This is a genomic window from Rhodococcus ruitaii (assembly GCF_055230935.1).
In genome coordinates, this window is the sequence record NZ_JBUYWC010000006.1 from 1 (window position 1) to 18,306 (window position 18,306).

17 protein-coding genes are annotated in these 18,306 nt (G+C 67.0%); 4 read left to right on the forward strand and 13 right to left on the reverse strand.

All coding sequences use genetic code 11. The features are described 5' to 3' along the window. Positions 1-77: 77 nt before the first annotated feature. The 3 genes from ACZI8W_RS08605 to ACZI8W_RS08615 form a co-directional block, all read right to left on the reverse strand. Entirely contained in the window at positions 78-1,334 is a 1,257-nt protein-coding gene (locus tag ACZI8W_RS08605; RefSeq protein ID WP_463368080.1) for an SPFH domain-containing protein, read from the reverse strand. Further along, positions 1,335-1,766 (reverse strand): NfeD family protein, encoded by a 432-nt coding sequence (locus tag ACZI8W_RS08610; protein WP_463368081.1) that lies wholly within the window; start codon positions 1,764-1,766, stop codon positions 1,335-1,337. 69 nt (positions 1,767-1,835) lie between these two features. Beyond that, complete coding sequence (locus tag ACZI8W_RS08615; RefSeq protein WP_463368275.1) at positions 1,836-2,654, reverse strand: DUF3097 domain-containing protein; 819 nt, start codon at positions 2,652-2,654, stop codon at positions 1,836-1,838. Between the two features lie 115 nt (positions 2,655-2,769). Here ACZI8W_RS08615 and ACZI8W_RS08620 point away from each other — a divergent pair, with 115 nt between their 5' ends. Next, positions 2,770-3,582 (forward strand): hypothetical protein, encoded by an 813-nt coding sequence (locus ACZI8W_RS08620; protein ID WP_463368082.1) that lies wholly within the window; start codon positions 2,770-2,772, stop codon positions 3,580-3,582. Positions 3,583-3,625: 43 nt separating this feature from the next. Here the strand turns inward: ACZI8W_RS08620 and ACZI8W_RS08625 are convergent, their stop codons facing one another. Beyond that, the gene (locus tag ACZI8W_RS08625) at positions 3,626-4,456 is read right to left on the reverse strand and encodes a class I SAM-dependent methyltransferase (protein WP_463368083.1); all 831 of its coding nucleotides are present in this window, start codon (positions 4,454-4,456) and stop codon (positions 3,626-3,628) included. Between the two features lie 305 nt (positions 4,457-4,761). Here ACZI8W_RS08625 and ACZI8W_RS08630 point away from each other — a divergent pair, with 305 nt between their 5' ends. Then, the gene (locus tag ACZI8W_RS08630) at positions 4,762-5,457 is read left to right on the forward strand and encodes a winged helix-turn-helix transcriptional regulator (RefSeq protein ID WP_463368084.1); all 696 of its coding nucleotides are present in this window, start codon (positions 4,762-4,764) and stop codon (positions 5,455-5,457) included. Here ACZI8W_RS08630 and ACZI8W_RS08635 read toward each other — a convergent pair. The 8 genes from ACZI8W_RS08635 to ACZI8W_RS08670 form a co-directional block, all read right to left on the reverse strand. Next, positions 5,446-6,504 carry a ferrochelatase gene (locus ACZI8W_RS08635; protein WP_463368085.1) on the reverse strand — a complete coding sequence of 353 codons (1,059 nt, stop codon included), beginning with the start codon at positions 6,502-6,504 and terminating at the stop codon, positions 5,446-5,448. The genes ACZI8W_RS08630 and ACZI8W_RS08635 overlap by 12 nt on opposite strands. A 34-nt stretch (positions 6,505-6,538) precedes the next feature. After that, on the reverse strand, positions 6,539-7,345 hold the full coding sequence (inhA, locus tag ACZI8W_RS08640; protein WP_463368086.1) for an NADH-dependent enoyl-ACP reductase InhA: 807 nt from the start codon (positions 7,343-7,345) through the stop codon (positions 6,539-6,541). 51 nt (positions 7,346-7,396) lie between these two features. Next, positions 7,397-8,143 carry a 3-oxoacyl-ACP reductase FabG1 gene (fabG1, locus tag ACZI8W_RS08645; RefSeq protein ID WP_463368087.1) on the reverse strand — a complete coding sequence of 249 codons (747 nt, stop codon included), beginning with the start codon at positions 8,141-8,143 and terminating at the stop codon, positions 7,397-7,399. Between the two features lie 64 nt (positions 8,144-8,207). Continuing rightward, positions 8,208-9,188 carry a VWA domain-containing protein gene (locus ACZI8W_RS08650; protein WP_463368088.1) on the reverse strand — a complete coding sequence of 327 codons (981 nt, stop codon included), beginning with the start codon at positions 9,186-9,188 and terminating at the stop codon, positions 8,208-8,210. After that, the gene (locus ACZI8W_RS08655; protein WP_463368089.1) at positions 9,185-10,135 is read right to left on the reverse strand and encodes a DUF58 domain-containing protein; all 951 of its coding nucleotides are present in this window, start codon (positions 10,133-10,135) and stop codon (positions 9,185-9,187) included. Before ACZI8W_RS08655 ends, ACZI8W_RS08650 begins: the two co-directional genes overlap by 4 nt. Further along, positions 10,132-11,307 (reverse strand): AAA family ATPase, encoded by a 1,176-nt coding sequence (locus tag ACZI8W_RS08660; protein ID WP_463368276.1) that lies wholly within the window; start codon positions 11,305-11,307, stop codon positions 10,132-10,134. The genes ACZI8W_RS08655 and ACZI8W_RS08660 overlap by 4 nt, the downstream gene beginning before the upstream one ends. Before the next feature lie 250 nt (positions 11,308-11,557). After that, positions 11,558-13,165, reverse strand: coding sequence for an NlpC/P60 family protein (locus ACZI8W_RS08665; protein ID WP_463368090.1), 1,608 nt, complete (start codon positions 13,163-13,165; stop codon positions 11,558-11,560). 443 nt (positions 13,166-13,608) lie between these two features. After that, positions 13,609-14,184, reverse strand: a complete 576-nt coding sequence (locus ACZI8W_RS08670; RefSeq protein WP_463368091.1) for an Rv1476 family membrane protein — start codon at positions 14,182-14,184, stop codon at positions 13,609-13,611. A gap of 333 nt (positions 14,185-14,517) precedes the next feature. On the opposite strand from ACZI8W_RS08670, the gene acnA reads away from it, so the two are divergent. Further along, complete coding sequence (gene acnA, locus ACZI8W_RS08675) at positions 14,518-17,319, forward strand: aconitate hydratase AcnA (protein WP_463368092.1); 2,802 nt, start codon at positions 14,518-14,520, stop codon at positions 17,317-17,319. Positions 17,320-17,451: 132 nt separating this feature from the next. Beyond that, entirely contained in the window at positions 17,452-18,018 is a 567-nt protein-coding gene (locus tag ACZI8W_RS08680; RefSeq protein ID WP_463368093.1) for a TetR/AcrR family transcriptional regulator, read from the forward strand. A 32-nt stretch (positions 18,019-18,050) separates the two neighbouring features. On the opposite strand, the gene ACZI8W_RS08685 is transcribed toward ACZI8W_RS08680, so the two are convergent. After that, complete coding sequence (locus tag ACZI8W_RS08685) at positions 18,051-18,305, reverse strand: helix-turn-helix domain-containing protein (protein WP_463368094.1); 255 nt, start codon at positions 18,303-18,305, stop codon at positions 18,051-18,053. Position 18,306 lies beyond the last annotated feature (1 nt).

The following is an 18,306-nucleotide window of genomic DNA, read 5'->3' on the forward strand; positions in this document are numbered from 1 at the left end:
CCGGGGGGCGGGGGGGGGCCCGGGCGGCGCGCCGTCCTGCGGGGGGCCCCCCCCCCCGACACTGTGAACCGGAGACGTTACTGCTGCTGGGGCGGATACTGCCGCTGGGGATCCGCCACCGGTTCCGGTTCCCCGGTGGGCATCCACCCCGCCTGCGGGGGCTGCTGCGATTGCGGCAGCGCCTGAGGTGGTGTTCCGGCGGTCTTACCTGCCTGATGTCGCGGCGCGGGCACATCGGGATCGACCGGCTTGCGGGCCACGGCCTCGGCTTCGGCGACGGCCTGCGCTACCGCGGGGTCGCTCTTGGTGGTGAACCAGTCCTCGACTTCCTCGGAGTCGTCCTCCGGTCGCTGCAGATCTTCTTCGACCGGGCTCGGCTCGAACCGGAACACACCGTCGTCGCCGGGTGCACCGAGGTTCTTCGCGAAGCCCTTGAGGGCATCCCCGAAATCGCTGGGTAGCAGCCACACCTTGTTCGCGTCGCCCTGCGCCATCTGCGGCAACGTCTGAAGGTACTGGTAGGCAAGCAATTCCGGAGTCGGCTTGCCCGACTTGATCGCTGCAAACACCTTCTCGATCGCCTTCGCCTCACCCTGCGCCTCGAGGTAACTCGCCGCACGGTCACCCTGTGCGCGCAGAATCCGCGACTGCCGCTCCGCTTCCGCCTCGAGGATCGCCGCCTGCTTCGATCCTTCGGCAGAGAGGATCCGGGACTGCTTGTCGCCCTCGGCGGTCTTGATCGCAGCTTCGCGGTGCCCCTCGGCGGTGAGGATCATCGCGCGCTTCTCCCGATCCGCCTTCATCTGCTTTTCCATCGACTCCTGGATCGACGGCGGCGGATCGATGCTCTTGAGTTCGACTCGAGCCACCCGCAGTCCCCACCGGCCGGTGGCCTCGTCCAGGACCCCGCGAAGCTGCCCGTTGATCGAATCACGTGACGTCAGGGTCTCTTCGAGCGTCATACCGCCGACTACGTTACGCAGGGTCGTCACGGTCAGTTGTTCGACAGCGGCGATATAGTTGCTGATCTCGTAGACTGCCGCTTGCGGATTGGTGACCTGGAAGTACACCACCGTGTCGATGCTCAACGTCAGGTTGTCCTGAGTGATCACCGGTTGCGGCGGGAACGACACGACACGTTCGCGCAGATCCACCTTGTCGCGGATGCGATCCACGAACGGCACCAGAAACGTCAGTTGCCCCGACGCCGTCCGGTAGTACCGGCCGAGTCGTTCGATCACGGCAGCCTCGGCCTGTGGCACCAGCGCCACCGACCTGACCACCACGATCACCACAAGTGCCACCAGTACGGCGAGCACTATCAATGCTTCCATCTACGGGCCCCTCCACACGACGGCGGTTGCGCCGTCGATTTCCATCACGGTCACGGTTGTTCCGGCTTCGTACGATTCGGTCTCGTCCAGTGGCCGCGCCGTCCAGACGTCGCCATCTATCTTTATTCGACCCGCGTGCGCATCGACCGATTCGAGTACCAAGGCATGCTTACCCGGGAGCGCATCGATACCCGTGGTCAACGCCGGGGGCTGTGCATAGCGACGCCGCAGCGGCGGACGTACCCCCAGCAGCAACACCAACGAGGCAAGAGCGAACACCAATGCGTCGAACCACACGGGCAGATCGGTGACGGCCGACACTCCCGCAGTCGCCAGCGCCGCGCCGCCCAACATCAGCAGAACGAAATCGCCGGTCAGTGCCTCGCCGGCCGCCAGTGCGACTCCGGCGATGAGCCAAATCAATGCCGTCACAGGTCCATCCTGACACAATTCGGACACCGCGCGCAGACGCGCGCTCGCCGGAATCCCGATGCCGGACGGTCAGGCACCTTCGGGTTCGGTCACGAAATCCACCAGCCTCTCCACCGCACCGAGCAGCGGCGATTCGAGATCCCGGAACCCCGACACCGCACCGTAGACCCGGCGCCATCCATCTTGCGGTGAGCCCCAACCCAACTCTCGGCACACCCCGGTCTTCCAGTCTTGACCACGGGGAATCCTCGGCCACGCATCGATCCCCAGCACCGCGGGGCGGACCGCTTCCCAGACGTCGATGAAAGGGTGGCCGGTCACCATCACGTACGGCCCCAGATTCTGGGTGAGCCGTTCCTCCTTCGACCCGGCAACCAGGTGGTCGGCGAGCACCCCGACCCGCCGGCCGGGGCCAGGCCGGAATTCGGCGAGCCGCGCTCCGAGATTGTCGAGGCCCTCGAGTTGCTCGACGACCACACCTTCGACACGCAGGTCATGCCCCCAGACGCGCTCGACGAGCGCCGCATCGTGCACCCCCTCCACCCAGATGCGGCTACCACGCGCGACCCGGGCGCGGAGACCCTCGACCCGCACCGACCCGGACGCCGATCGGGTCGGTGCCGCTGCGGCGCGCGGCTTCGGACGCGTCAACGTCACCGGAGCACCGTCGACGAGGAACGCCGCCGGGCGCATCGCGAACAGACGCGTTCGTCCTTTCGCGTCCTCGAGCCGGACGAAGTCACCGTCGTAGGTGCGTTCGAAGCCGATCACCGCACCGCACCATCCGGACGCGGCATCCTCGACCACCAGGTCTTTTTCGGCTTCCAGTTCCGGGACGGGTTTCTTCTTTCTTCGGCCGTGCCCGGCATAGATGTCGGCACCGTACATGTCTCGTGGGCTCACGCCCGACCACGTTAGGACAGCCCGTCGGCGGCACGGGGCGCCACGCCGAGCGCCACGACGTGGCACGGACCCCGTCGGCACACCGTCCTATGCTCGTCTGGTGAGTTCTCCCAGTCTGACCGTGGCCGTGTGGGCGGGTTCGTGGTTGGCCGGCCACGCGGCCGCCGACGATGTGCTCGACGCTCTCCTCGAGTGGGCACCGATGCATCTGGTTGCTGCCCACACCGCTGAGGCCGCGTCGGCGGCGGGATTGCCCGACACCCGCCCGGTGGAGGGGACGGCGGGATTGCTCCCCGTGATCCGCCGTGCCGACCCCACCGGTGGTGCAGGTATCCGGTTGGTGCTCCCGGCGGCCGGCGATGTGCATGGACTACCCACAGGCACCGAGTTCGCGGCAGCGGCGCTCGCCGCCGGGGAGGGGGTGCTGGTGGGCGCGCCCGGCACACCGGGTCTCGGGCTCGTTCCGACCGTGGAGGGTCCGGATGTGTTGCGTTGGACGGTGTTCGCGCTCCCGATACTGCCCGAGCCACCTGCACCTCCCGGCCTCGGCGAAGCCGAGTTCACCATGAAGGAAGCGGTACGCGATGCCGCGGCAACCTTGGCGGGCATCCAGACCGTGGACACCGACGGGCGCCGGACCGATCCTCGAGCCGAGATCGCCGAGCACATCGCCGAGTGCGCTCGGCACCGGTACCCGGACGTTCTGCCGTCGCGGGCGGTACGGATTCTCGAATCCGCCGACCAGGTCGCGGCGATCCTGTCGGTCGCGGCGACCGGAGGCGGTCCACAGGCAGGTTCGGCGTCGGCCGCCGGCGCCCGCGAAGACGCGTTGCGGCCGTTGTGGTCGGCGGTGCGGCTCGCTCGCCTCGGCGCGGTCGCGGCAACACTCAGCGCGCTGGATCGCCACCGGTAACCGCCTACCCCGTGTGCCGGTGACACATCCGCGCGTAGCTTCGCTATCCCGAGCGCCGGGCAGTGAGCAACAGGTACTCCCAGTCCATAGCTCCCCGACCGAGATCGTAGCGGCCTGCGAGGCTGTCGAGGGCGCGGTCGAGTGCCGCCGCGCGATCCGGGGTGTCTGCCAGCGAGGCGTATACAGCCACGGTGGGTCCGTAGTTCTGCTTGAAGAACTCACGGAACTCGGCTGCGGTATCGAAGGCGTCGACGCGCATCGTCTCCGTCCGGGTGTCGATGTCGCGCACCCGATCGCCGAGCAGCGCATGCACGTGAGTCTCGTCTCCCCACAGGGGTGGCGGCTGGGCTCCGGGAGGGGGCGGCGGGGCGTACGGCTTCATCGTCGCGAACATTTCTCCGATGAAGCCGGTCGGGGTCCAGGCGAGCAGCCCGATCCGGCCGCCCGGGCGCGTCACGCGTACGAGTTCGTCGGCCGCCGCCTGATGGTGCGGCGCGAACATGATGCCAACGCACGAGAGCACCGTGTCGAAGGCGCCGGTGTCGAAGGGCAGGGCTTCCGCGTCGGCCTGGGTCCAGTCGAGCCGTGCACCGGCCGCCGCCGCATGGCGACGACCGACCTCGAACAGTTCCGGTGTCAGGTCACTGGCGGTCACATCGCCGCCCGCCAGCGCTGCCGGAATCGACGCGTTGCCCGAGCCTGCGGCGATGTCGAGAACCCGGTCGCCGGTCTGCACTCCGGTGGCGGCGACGAGCCGTGCGCCGAGGGTGGGTATGACGGTGTCCGCGACGGCCGGGTAGTCGCCGAGTGCCCACATCGCACGGTGTTTCGCCTTGAGCGCGTGGTCGGTGGTGAGAGTGGTGGAGTCGGTCATCTCGATGCTCCTGACTGGATGTACGCAACTCATCTCCGAGTGCGTGTGGTTCGACAGTACGAAGCAGCCTGCCCGCGTCTCCAGTACACGATCTGTACTGCTCACTCGACGCCGAATCTGGTTCGACGTGGCCGACGCTCGACCTGACAGCCCGGTGATGTCAGGCAAGGAAGCGTCAACCCGGCACCAGCAGTTGCTGGGTGAGACCGGGACTGCTTCACCGGAAGGTGCGGCTGCCCGATGAAGAAGCAGACAGGGCTTGCTTATGATTGCTCACCAGATGGCAACGGGCATAGCATTCGTTCATGGGGCCGTCGTACCGCCAATTCTGTCCCGTGGCAAAGGCGATGGAGCTGTTCGACGAGCGCTGGACGTTGCTGATCGTGCGTGAACTCGTACTCGGGAGCGAGCATTTCAACGAGCTGCGGCGCGGTCTTCCACGGATATCTCCGACGCTGCTGTCGAAACGGCTGCACCAGCTCACTGTCGCGGGCATCGTGGAGCGCACCGAGAACGGATCGGACGTGCGGTACGTCCTGACTCCCGCGGGACGCGGACTCGAACCTGTCGTCGAGGCGCTCGGTGCCTGGGGTTCCCGGTGGACCGGCCGGCTCGGCGATCATGATCTGGATCCGAAGCTTCTGATGTGGGACATGCACCGCCACGTCGATCACACGGTGACGCCCGAGACCCGCACGGTCATACAGTTCACGTTCCCGAGCACGGCGCGCGGTTCACGCCGCTGGTGGATCGTGATCGCACCCGACGACGTCGACGTCTGCGACGATGACCCCGGCTTCGAAGTCACGGTCCGCGTCAGCGCGGATCTGCGCGCCTTGACCGAGATCTGGCGCGGCGAGCTGGAGTGGCCGAAGGCTCTGCGGTCGGGCGCCGTGGTGATCGACGGGCCCGTGGAGATCCGGCGGAGCTTGCCGACGTGGTTCGTTCCGCGCTCCTTCGGCTCGCCGCCTGTCGCCGAACCGGTCGTCTCAGGCGGGTGAGTCAGGACGGCAAGAGCAACATTCGACGGCGTGACCGTCGGGGTCGACTCCGAGTGTCGGGAGCGTCCCGAGCCGTTGCGCCGCGAGACCGTCGGTCATCTCCTGGACGAGCCCGCGCACCAGTTCCGCGAACCGCTGATCAGTGCCGATCGTGGCGGCGCGAGCGAACACGACGCCGAGTTCTGCTGCACGGTCGCGGGCTTCGGTGTCGAGGTCCCACAGCACTTCGAGGTGATCGGAGACGAACCCGATCGGGACGACGATGACGGCCTCGACACCGTGACCGGACAGTGCGTCGAGGTGGTCGACGATGTCGGGTTCGAGCCACGGTACCTGCGACGGGCCGGAGCGCGACTGCCACACCTGGTCGTAGTCGTCGACACCGGCGGCTGCGGCGACGAGGGCGCACGCCTCGGTGATCTGCCGGCTGTAGAGATGGCCGCCGAGATCGGTGGAGCCGTCGGCCGCATCGGCGCGCACGGGCACCGAGTGCGCGGTGAAGACGACGCGGGCGTCGTCGCGGACCTCGTCGGGTAGTTCAGTGCGGGCGGCGGCGATCGCGTCGGCCGCCGCATCGACAGCGAGCGGATGATCGTAGAACTGGCGCAATTTCGTCAGTGCGGGGGCGCCGGCCCCGACGGCCTCGCAGGCGCGCGCGATGTCCTCGTGATACTGGCGGCACCCGGAGTATCCGCCCCACGCCGAGGTCGCGAACACCAGTGCGTTGCGGATACCGTCGCGGGCCATCTCTGCGACGGTATCCTCGACCATCGGGTGCCAGTTACGGTTGCCGAAATAGATCGGCAGATCGATTCTGTGCGCATCGAATTCGGCACGCACAGCGTCGATGATCGCGCGGTTGAGCGCATTGATCGGGGAGACACCCCCGAAGTGCAGGTAGTGCTGGGCCACGTCGTCGAGTCGTTCCGGTGGGATCCCGCGACCGCGGGTGACGTTCTCGAGGAACGGACGTACATCGTCGGGGCCTTCGGGCCCCCCGAACGACAGGACCATCAGCGCGTCATACGCCTCGGGGGTGTTCTCCATGGTGGTGCTTGTTCCTACCTGTTCGGACGTTGCGTCAGGCGCCGAAACCGACCTGCGAATGGAAGCCACCGTCGACGTAGACAATGGATCCGGTGGTGCCGGGGAGCCAGTCGGACAGCACGGTGCACACGGTCTTGGCGACCGGAGTCGGGTCGTCGACGTCCCACCCGATCGGCGACGCGGCCGACCATCCGTCGTTGAGTTTGTTCATTTCCGCGCCCGGCCCGGTGGCGTCGCCGGCGATGGCCTTCGCGGCGAGAGTCTTGACGGGACCGGCGGCGACCAGATTGGAGCGGATACCACGGCTGCCGACCTCACGGGCGACGTACCGGTTGACCGCCTCGAGGGTGGCTTTCGAGACGCCCATCCAATTGTAGAACGGCATCGCACGGGCCGGGTCGAAGTCCATACCGACGATCGACGCGTTGTCGTTGAGCACGGGCAACAGCGCCTTGGCCAGCGCCGAGTACGAGTACGCGGAGACTTCGAGAGCAACGGAGATGTCGCTCCACGGAGCGTCCATGAACGGCGACCCCAGACCCGAACGAGGTGCGAACGCGATCGAATGCACGACGCCGTCGATGCCCTCCGGGGCGAGTTCCCGGATGGTCTCGGCCAGTCCCGCGAGGTGCTCGGGATTCTGCACGTCGAGTTCGACGGCGGGCGGCACCGGCTGCGGCAGGCGCTGCGCGATGCGGTCGATCAGCCGGAGCCGGTCGAATCCGGTGATGATCACCTTCGCGCCCTGTTCCTGCGCGACCTTCGCGGTGTGGAACGCGATCGAGGCATCGGTGATGATGCCGGTGACGAGAATGGTCTTGCCCTCGAGCAGTCCGCCCATGAGTGTGTCGCTCCTCCAGTGAGTTACGGATGTGGTCCGGTTGGCGGGTGGCTAGTGGCCCATCCCCATACCGCCGTCGACGGGGATCACCGCGCCGGAGACGTACGCGGAGTCGTCGGAGGCGAGGAAGCTCACCACGGCAGCGATGTCCTCGGGTCTGCCGAGTCGCTGCAGCGGGATGATCTTCTTCGCCATGTCGCGCATGTCATCGGACAGTTCGGCCGTCATGTCGGTCTCGACGAAGCCGGGTGCGACGACGTTGGCGGTGATCGACCGGGAGCCGAGCTCGCGGGTCACCGAACGCGCCAGGCCGATGACGCCGGCCTTCGAGGATGCGTAGTTGATCTGGCCTGCCTGACCAGCCATACCGACGACCGATCCGAGGAAGATCATTCGGCCCCAGCGCGCCCTCAGCATCGCGCGGTTGGCACGTTTGGCACACCGGAACGCGCCGGTGAGGTTTGCGTCGAGCACGTTGGTGAACTGGTCTTCGGTCATACGCATCAGCAAGGTGTCGTCGGTGATGCCCGCATTGGCGACCAGCACCTCGATCGGTCCCTGATGTTCTTCCACCTCGGCGAAGGCGCGATCGACGGAGTCGCTGTCGGTGACGTCGCAGACAACTCCGAACAGGTCTTCCGGGACTCCGGATCCGCGATGGGTGACGGCGACCTTGTGCCCGTCGGCCTGAAGGCGGCGGGCCACGGCGAGGCCGATCCCGCGGTTTCCTCCGGTGACGAGTACCGAACGGGGGGTGTTCACGTGCCGCGACGGTGTGGCGCTGGTTGCGTCAGTCATGCAAGCAAACCTATCTGGTGGTGGATCGAGTACGGAAAAGACACCGCGGCTGCCACAACTCGGGTCAGGGCAGGCGCTGACGGAGCACCATGGCGGCGACCAGCCCCCCGGCGATGGCGAAGACACCGAGCATGAGCCACGGGCGGCTGGCGTCGCCGCGGGTGGTTTCGAACCCGATCTGCTCTTCGAGCGTGTCGTAGGCGCCTTCGAGTTCTTCGAGGCTGGTTGCGGTGAAGAAACTTCCTCCGGACAGTTCGGCGATCTCCTCGAGCGACGGGTCGTCGACGGGAACCGGAATCCGGTCGCCCTCGATCGTCACGCTGCCGTACTGCGTCCCGAAAGAAATCGTCGACACCGGGATTCCCTTCTCGAAGGCCTGCCTGGCGGCGGTGAATCCGCCGCGTGGATCATCGGGGCTTTCGGGCACGGTTTGCTTGCCGTCGGAGAGCAACACGATGCGAGCCGGTGGTGCCTGATCGCCGCCGCCGAGGACCGCGGCGAGGGTCTCGATGGATTGCATCGAGGTGAAGATCGCCTCGCCGGTCGCGGTGCGCTCGCTCAGTTGGAGATGGTCGATCGCGGTCTTGGTCGCCTCCCTGTTGGTGGTGGGTGAGACGAGGACCGACGCCGTCCCTGAGAATGCGACGAGCCCGAGGTTGATGCCCGGGGTGAGGTCGTCGGCGAACGACTTGGCCGCTTGCTGGGCCGCCGCCAACCGGGACGGTGCGACATCGGTCGCTTCCATCGACAGCGACACGTCGATCGCGAGGACGACAGTCGCGCGGTTGCGGGGAATCCGCTGTTCGGAGGTGGGTCCGGCCAACGCGATCGTCAGCAGCGTGAGTCCCACGAGGAGCAGCGCGACAGGGACGTGCCGCGAGCGTCCTGGCCGATCGGGTGCAACCTTCTCGAGCAGTTCGAAATTGGTGAACCGCAAGGTGTGAGTGAGCCGGCGGCGCTGCACGAAGACATATCCGACGACAAGTGCCGCAACAACGACCAGGAACAACAGCCACCACGGGGAGGCGAAACCGGAGAAACTCATCGTCCCCCCTGCCCTGCGCCGATGCTGTGTCGGCGGGACGCGACGAAGCGGACCACATCGCCGATCCAGTCGCGGTCGGTCCGCAGGCTCAACCGAGGTGCGCCGCACCGCCGCAGTGCCTGTCCCACCGCGGCGCGATGATCGGAGGCGGCCTGCGCGAAGTCGGCCCGCAATTGCGGAGTGGTGGTGAATTCGCGGGTGCGGCCGGTTTCGGGGTCGTGTAGGACGACGTCACCGAGGTCGGGCAGCTCGAGATCTCGCGGGTCGAGGACCTCGACGGCGAGTACGTCGTGCCGGGCGGACAGTGCCCGCAGCGGTCTCTCCCAGTCGATGGGCCCGAGGAAATCGCTGATCACGACGATCAGTCCGCGACGTCGTTGTGGGCGACGAAGGGAGTCGATGACGCCACGCAGATCACCGCGGGTGCCATCGGGTGGGTGCGCCGTGGTGGCAATCGTCCGCAGCATCGACTGCGCGTGCAGACGCCCGCCGCGGGCGGGCATCCGTGCCATGTCGCGGCCGTTGGATACCACCGCGCCGATGCGGTTTCCACCGCCGCCGGTGAGGTAGGCGATCGCTGCGACGGACGCGATGGCGAGGTCGCGCTTCTCGCAGGTTCCGGTACCGAAATCGAGGCTGGCCGACAGGTCGAGCGCCAGCCAGGTTTCGAGTTCGCGGTCGGCGACGGTCTGCCGGACGTGCGGATGGGTGGTGCGGGCGGTGACCGACCAGTCCATCTGCCGGACGTCGTCGCCGGGCTGGTATTCACGAGCGTCGCCCGGCTCCGAGCCGGGTCCGGGGATCAGACCGAGGTGATCGCCGTGCAGGACACCGTCGAGGCGGCGCCGGACCGTCAGTTCCAGCGTGCGCAGCGCAGCGGTGAGCTCGGGGTCACGCAGTTGGCCGGCACGGAACGTCGGCGGCGACGCGGGGGCGCGTTCACTCACCGGGGCGCCGCACCCGCCTCGGGTCCGGCGGACGGTGCACCGGTACGTGCCGGCTGGGGAGGCGCAGACGCGAGCGGCGCAACCTGCGGCAGGCCGACCGTGTGCAGGATCCGCCCGATGATGTGATCCGGGGAGACGTCGTCGGCGAGCGCGTCGTACGACAGCACCAGGCGGTGGCGCAGCACATCGGGGATCACATCGATGATGTCCTGCGGAACGACGTAGTCACGACCGCGAACCAGCGCCAGCGCCCGGGCAGCAGAGATGATGCCGAGTGTCGCGCGGGGGGACGCGCCGTAGGCGATCCAGCCCTGCACGTCGTCGAGACCTAGTTCGGCCGGGGATCGCGTCGCGAAGATCACCCGCACCACGTAGTCGACGAGCGCGTGGTGCACGAACACACGACTCGCGACCTTCTGCAGCCGGATCAGTTCGTCATTGCCGAGGATCTGCTTGGGTTCCGGTGCAGCAACACCCATGCGGTAGACGATCTCCCGCTCTTCCTCGACCGTCGGGTAGTCGACGAGGACCTTGAACAGAAAGCGGTCACGCTGTGCTTCGGGGAGGGGATAGACGCCCTCGTTCTCGATCGGATTCTGGGTGGCCATGACGAGGAACGGGTCGGGCATCGGGAAGGTCTTGCCACCGATGGTCACGTGTCGTTCGGCCATCACCTCGAGCAGCGCCGACTGCACTTTTGCCGGGGCACGGTTGATCTCGTCGGCGAGGACGAAGTTCGCGACGACGGGTCCGAGTTCGGTGTCGAACTCTTCGCGACCCTGCCGGTAGATCCGGGTGCCGACCAGATCTGTCGGGACGAGGTCGGGGGTGAACTGCACGCGGGAGAACGAGCCGCCGACGACCCTGGCGAACGTTTCCACCGCGAGGGTCTTGGCCACGCCGGGCACACCCTCGAGAAGCACGTGCCCCCTCGCGAGGACGCCGACGAGCATCCGTTCGACAAGTAGATCCTGCCCGACGATGACCCGTTTCACCTCGTAGATGGCTCGCTCGAGAAGCCGGACGTCCTGCGCAGGATCGACTGCCTTCGGTGCGCCCTGGCCGTCTCGGTTGCGTCCGTCGAGTTTCGGGCCGTCGTTGCGCGGCGGGGCTGGCTGCTGCGGCTTCGTCGTGTTCACTGCCGTGTTGTTCGCCACCGGCTTGTTCGCCACCGGCGCGTTCGCCGCCGGGGCATTCACAGCGTCGTTACGGCCGCCGCTCTTCTGGACGGTCGATTCGCTCTTGTCGTTCGACCCTGCAGTCCCCGACGATCCTGCAGTCCCCGACGTCCCACCCTCGCGTGAGGTCACCAACAATCCACCGCTTTCGCCTGTTGCTCCGCTGGAAACACCTGCCGGCACCACTATTGCAGGTACCGGTCTTGCGTGTCGTCACCCCCGCGCGACCTGCGCCGCGTTGCCGTCACGACACCATGCGCACCACATACGGTGTCATGCCGTCCCAGCGTACCGGCGAGATCTTCACGTGCGCACCCGACTGCGGCGCCTCGAGCATGGTGCCGTCGCCGAGATACAGGCCGACGTGCTGGCTGGCGTTCGGTCCGTAGAAGATCATGTCCCCGCGTTTCATGTCCGATGCGGGAACCTGGGTACCGGCGGTGTATTGGTACCCGGTGTAGTGCGGGAGTGAGACGCCGATTCCCGCGAAGGCATAGATCATCAGTCCGGAGCAGTCGAATCCGACCTTGTTGTAGTCGCCGTAGCTGTCGGCGACACCGCCGTCACGAATTCCCAGGGTGGGGCCGTTCTCGTCACCACCACCCCATGCGTACGGCACGCCGATCTGCGACAGCCCGCGGTCGATGACCGTTTCGACGGCAGCAGCGCCGGTCAGCGTCGGACGTTGGGTCGTGCGCGGAGACGAGCGGGGGCTGGACTCACGCGGGGTCGACGGACCGGTCTCGTCGGCGGGGTCGGGGTTCGTGCCCTCGGATTCGGCGGTGGCGGATTCGGGGGCATCGGATTCGGAGGCATCGGTTTCGGGTGTGCCCGGTTCGGTTACTTCCGTCTCGTTCGGGGCGGTCACTGTCGGTGCGGGAATGTCGAGCTGTGTGTGGGGACGCTGGCCGTTCGACAACTCGGCAGCGCGCGCTCGCGCGGCGGCATCTGCGGCCACCCGTACCGCCGCTTCGGATGCGGCCTGCGCAGCAACCTGCGCGGCCGCGGCAGCAGCGGTGGCCGCGGCGTCCTCGGCGCGGCGGCGGTCGTCCCACGCCACGTATTCGGCACGCTGCCCTTCGAGCCCTGCGACATTCGTCCGGGCCTGGTCGAGTGCGGTCTGAGCCTGTGCGCGTTCCTGCTCGATACGTTGTTTTTCGCTCGCCTGCGCCTCGAGTGCCTCGCGGGCCGTCGCGATCGCGGCTTCCGCTTCGGAGCGGCGCTGTTCGGCGGCGTCCGCCGCTGCGTCGGCGTCGAGCTTCGCGGCGCGGGCCCGGGAGTTGCTGTTGGCTTCGGTGGCGCGGGCACGTTCGAGCGCATCGAGGACTGCGGTTCTGCCCGAGGACAACAACCGCATCACCTGGGCTCGATCGAGAAGATCGTCGGGTCCGTCCGTCGACAAGAAGGACGCGAGAGATGCGCCGTTGACGCCCTGCGTGTAGCTGCTGCGTGCGAAGTCGTCGAAATCGTCCTGTGCGTGCCGGATCCGGGCTCCCGCATCCTGCAGCGCCAGTTCCGAGAGTGCGACCTCCTGGGCGGCCACGTCTGCGGCATCACGAGCCGACTGCAGATCCACGAGCGCACGGTTGACGTCTTCACGCTTGATCGCCACTTGCCCGTCGAGTTCGGCCAGGCGCTGGTCTGCGCCGGCGATCTCCACGATCAGCGAGCCGATCCGGTCGACGCCCGAACTCACCGCAGCGCCGGCAGCGTCGAGTTCCGACTCGCTCGGATTCGGCGGTGGCGGTGGCACCGCCCCCGCGGTGGACCCGAGCCCGACGAGCACGGTGGTGATCAGCCCGAGCCCCGCAAGTAACCGTGGACCGTGCCGCCGCCGGGGCGGGGACGGCACATTCCCACTCCGGCCCGGCGGCGCATCCCTGCGCGCCGCCTCTCTGTCGGATGACGAAGACTGCCGCGGAATCCCCCCGTGGATGCCGAACCGTCGCACTGTGCTCTCCCTCGGTCGTGCCGACCGATCGCACCGGTCGACCCCGACGCCTGGAGAAGAGCGCACGTCACCGATCGGCCGCGCACGCGCGGCCGATCGCTGATGATCTCGAACCGATCGCGGGTCAGCGTCCCGCGACTCGGGTTGTGACACTTCTTCCCCAAGAGCGCCACGTGAACCGTACGACACATTGAGCGCCCCCCGCACGACAGTCACAGATATTCGTCGGGAAAGCCCTGGTCATTCACAGCAGCACGGGCCGCGGCCCGGTCACGGGCGGAACCTGCGCGTCGGAGCAGCGGGAGAATCGGTCGCGATCGAACGACGGCGGTGCTCCGGGGAGATCAGGGGGAGCCACTACCTCCGGGGGTGACCTCCGCATCCGCGGAACCCGCGACCGGTTCGATGTCCACACGCCGCAGCTTGGCGAGATATGTCAGTCCGCCAGCGGCCGCCACCACCAGAATCAGCACGATCGTCATCAACGTCCACGGTGGCGACGGTTCGAGCAGCGAGTCGACGAAATTGGTCGTCGATACCACCGGGTCTCCCGTGTAGGTCCGGTCTTGCGCCGCCTCGAGTGTCACACGGTCGACCGTGTCGCTGAACGTGCCGACCCAACTCGGGCTGAGCACCAGCACGGTGCCGCCGTCTTCCGACCCGACCGCGGTGGCGAGGTCTCGTAGTTGTGAATCCATGTACGGGTTGTCCTCGACCACGACGACACTGAGGTCGATGCCGTGATCCTGCGCACGCTGCACCTGCTCGACGAGTTCGGACGGATCGAGTTCCGATGCCTCGACATCTTCGGGAATCGACACTTGATCGTCGGCGAGATCGGCGAGGATCGTCTCGAGGGTGACTCCGGGAGGGAGGTCCGTGGCCGCGGGCCCGGGTATACGAAGCAGTGGCGCAGACATCTCTCTCCGGTGGTGCTGGTCAGAAGCGGACGAACCGCACTCGCCACAACGGCCGTACGCGGCGGGAACGCCGTCGGTGTCGCAGGAATGCCGCACTCGTACGGCACCTCCGCACAGTACGCGATGGACCGGATCCGTTCGGGAATCGAGTCCCACGTAGAGACCGAGCGTCACGATCGTCCCGAACCCGCCCCACTAATGTAGGACAAGCGTACTGTTAGGATCGTGGTGAGATGCCGCGCCACCGGCCAACCCCGGACATGGTCGTGAGCCTCGCTTGAGCCGTCGACACAGCCCCGTCGACGGCGAGCCGTGACGACGAGTGGAGCTGATGTGAGCACCAGTATTGATTCGTTCGGCGCCAAGGGGACGCTGCAGGTCGGAGAGAACTCGTACGAGATCTTCCGCCTGTCGTCGGTCCCCGGCACCGAGAAACTCCCCTATTCCCTCAAGGTCCTCGCCGAGAACCTGCTTCGAACCGAAGACGGCGCGAACATCACCGCCGACCATATCCGCGCGATCGCGGGCTGGGATCCGTCGGCCGAGCCGAGCGTCGAGATTCAGTTCACGCCCGCCCGCGTGATCATGCAGGACTTCACCGGTGTGCCGTGTGTCGTCGACCTCGCGACGATGCGTGAGGCCGTCACCGCGCTCGGAGGCGACCCGAACAAGGTCAACCCCCTCTCCCCCGCCGACATGGTCATCGACCACTCGGTCATCCTCGACTTCTTCGGTCGCGAAGACGCCCTCGAGCGCAACGTCGATCTCGAGTACGAGCGCAACGGTGAGCGTTACCAGTTCCTCCGCTGGGGTCAGGGCGCGTTCGACGACTTCCGTGTGGTTCCCCCGGGCATGGGCATCGTCCATCAGGTCAACATCGAGTACCTGGCCCCCACCGTCATGGTGCGGGGTGGCCAGGCCTACCCCGACACCTGCGTCGGCACCGACTCGCACACCACCATGGTCAACGGCCTCGGTGTGCTCGGCTGGGGCGTCGGCGGCATCGAGGCCGAGGCCGCGATGCTCGGCCAGCCCGTCTCCATGCTCATCCCGCGTGTGGTCGGCTTCAAGCTCACCGGCGAGATCAAGCCCGGCGTGACCGCCACCGACGTCGTGCTCACCGTCACCGACATGCTTCGCCAGCACGGTGTGGTCGGCAAGTTCGTCGAGTTCTACGGCGCCGGCGTCGCCGAGGTGCCCCTCGCCAACCGCGCGACCCTGGGCAACATGAGCCCCGAGTTCGGTTCCACCGCGGCGATCTTCCCGATCGACGGTGAGACCATCAATTACCTGCGCCTGACCGGCCGCAGCGACGAGCAGCTCGCGCTCATCGAGGCGTACGCCAAGGAACAGGGCATGTGGCACGACGCCGACCGCGAGCCGTCCTACTCGGAGTACCTCGAGCTCGATCTCGGCACCGTCGTGCCGTCGATCGCCGGCCCGAAGCGCCCTCAGGACCGCATCCTGCTCAGCGAGTCGAAGGCAGCGTTCCGCCGTGACATCACCACCTATGTCACCAACGGCGCGGCCGCCCAGCATTCGGCGTTGGACGAGGCCGTCGAAGAGTCCTTCCCGGCCTCCGATCCGGTGGAATCCTCCACCGCCAACGACGACGTCGTCCCGCTTCCGTCGGCCGCCAACGGCTCGGCCGGCCGGCCGAGCAAGCCGGTGAAGATCAAGTCCGACCGCGGCGAGTTCGTCCTCGATCACGGTGCGGTCGCGGTTGCAGGCATCACCTCCTGCACCAACACCTCGAACCCGTCGGTGATGCTCGGCGCGGCCCTGCTCGCCCGTAACGCCGTCGAGAAGGGGCTGTCGACCAAGCCGTGGGTCAAGACCAATATGGCGCCGGGTTCACAGGTGGTGTCCGACTACTACGAGAAGGCCGGATTGTGGCCGTATCTCGAGAAGCTCGGGTTCTACCTCGGCGGTTACGGCTGCACCACCTGCATCGGCAACACCGGTCCGCTGCCGGAAGAGATCTCGAAGGCCGTCAACGACGAAGATCTGTCGGTGACCGCGGTGCTCTCCGGTAACCGCAACTTCGAGGGGCGCATCTCCCCCGACGTGAAGATGAACTACCTGGCGTCGCCGCCGCTGGTGATCGCGTACGCGCTCGCCGGCACCATGGACTTCGACTTCGAGGTCGACGCCCTCGGCCAGGACACCGACGGCAACGACGTGTTCCTGAAGGACATCTGGCCGTCTGCCCAGGAGATCGACGACACCATCAAGTCGGCGATCAACCAGGACATGTTCCGCAACTCCTACGCGGACGTGTTCAAGGGCGATCACCGCTGGCAGAACCTGGAGACCCCGGAGGGAGACACCTTCGCGTGGGACGAGAACTCGACGTACGTCCGCAAGGCTCCGTACTTCGACGGCATGACGATGGATCCGGCTCCCGTCACCGATATCGAGGGCGCTCGCGTCCTCGCGCTGCTCGGCGACTCGGTCACCACCGACCACATCAGCCCTGCGGGGCCGATCAAGCCCGGCACCCCCGCGGCCCAGTACCTCGATTCGCACGGTGTCGAACGCAAGGACTACAACTCACTCGGTTCGCGGCGCGGTAACCACGAGGTGATGATCCGCGGCACGTTCGCGAACATCCGCCTCAAGAACCAGCTGCTCGACGACGTCTCCGGTGGCTACACCCGCGACTTCACGCAGGAAGGCGCACCGCAGGCGTTCATCTACGACGCATCGCAGAACTACCAGGCTGCCGGCATCCCGCTGGTCGTGCTGGGCGGTAAGGAGTACGGCTCCGGTTCGTCCCGAGACTGGGCCGCCAAGGGCACCAGCCTGCTCGGCGTCAAGGCCGTGATCGTCGAGTCCTTCGAGCGCATCCACCGCTCGAACCTCATCGGTATGGGAGTTGTACCGCTGCAGTTCCCGAAGGGCGAGTCGGCCGGGTCGCTCGGCCTCACCGGCACCGAGGTCTTCGACATCGCGGGTATCGCCGAGCTCAACAACGGCGTCACCCCGAAGACCGTGAAGGTCACCGCCACCAAGGAGAACGGCGACAAGGTCGAGTTCGATGCTGTGGTCCGCATCGACACGCCCGGCGAAGCCGACTACTACCGCAACGGCGGCATCCTGCAGTACGTGCTGCGGAACATGATCCGCAACTGATCGGATTCGTGACCGTCACGGTCACTCCGGTGCAAAGCGGCGGGCCCGGGACATCTCTCGTCTCGGGCCCGCCGCGCCACCACCGACCGTCCTGTTCCCCCGCCATGGTCCTATTCCGGAAGGATGTGGGTAGTGCCCAAGGTCAGTGAGGATCACCTCGCAGCGCGGCGCAGCCAGATCCTCGATGGTGCGCGGCGCTGCTTCGCCGACTTCGGCTACGACGGAGCAACCGTACGACGCCTCGAAATCGCTACCGGCCTCTCTCGCGGCGCAATCTTCCACCATTTCAAAGACAAGGACGGATTGTTCCTCGCCCTCGCACAAGAGGATGCCAAGCGCATGGCGGATGTCGCCAGCACCGAGGGACTCGTCCAGGTCATGCGCGACATGCTCTCCCGCCCCGAGCAGTTCAACTGGCTCGGAACCCGACTGGAGATCACGCGCAGACTCCGCACCGATCCCGAGTTCGCGAAGGCCTGGACCCAGCATTCCGCCGAACTGACCGAGGCCACCGTCGGTCGCCTCCAACGTCAGCGTGACGCCGGAAAGCTCCGCGACGACGTGCCCACCGAGGTCCTCGTCGCGTATCTCGATCTGGTGCTCGACGGGCTCATCTCGCGGCTTGCGTCGGGTCATGCGGAAGCCGAACTCGGCCGGGTCCTCGACCTCGTCGAGGAGTCGGTCCGCCGCCGCGACTGACCAGCTCTGCGCCCGGGGCGTGACGAGGTTCTTCAGCTGCTGCTGTTGCTCGCCGATGCCGCGCGTCGACGATTCGGTCCGCCGCGTCCGCGCAGACGCACTTGCGATTCCACCAGCACGTTGTGCACGAAACCGTACGATCGCCCGGTTTCCTGCGCCAGTGTCCGAATGCTCGCGCCCGCCTCGTAGCGGCGCTTGAGCTCGGCTTGTAGCCGGTCTCTGGATGCCCCGGTCACTCTGGCTCCCTTCGCATACGAAGGCTGCCCAGTGTCAGGATTTCGTGCCATC